The sequence below is a fragment of the Halorubrum sp. SP9 genome (genome assembly GCF_005435015.1).
Taxonomy (GTDB): domain Archaea; phylum Halobacteriota; class Halobacteria; order Halobacteriales; family Haloferacaceae; genus Halorubrum; species Halorubrum sodomense.
In genome coordinates, this window is sequence record NZ_SGXU01000802.1 from 1 (window position 1) to 213 (window position 213).

Annotated in this window: 1 pseudogene; it reads left to right on the top strand. The window is 68.5% G+C overall.

The features are described from left to right. Positions 1-92 (top strand): annotated as a pseudogene (locus EXE45_RS21790) (SDR family NAD(P)-dependent oxidoreductase); the annotation flags it as partial. Positions 93-213 lie beyond the last annotated feature (121 nt).

Consider the following 213-nt stretch of genomic DNA (forward strand, 5'->3'; position numbering starts at 1 on the left):
CGGAGGCCATCGCGTTCGCGGCGTCGCGGCCGGGCTCGTCGGCCCACGAGATCGACCTCTACCGCCGGGACAAGTACGCCGACACGATGTGAGCGGAGCGGTCCGGAGCGGCGTTTCGAATCGTAACCCCTTTTGAATCGGTCGGCGCGGATCCGGTGTGAGCAACGCGGGCGCGACCGACGGGGCGAAGCGATCGCAGTTCTGGGCGCTCTA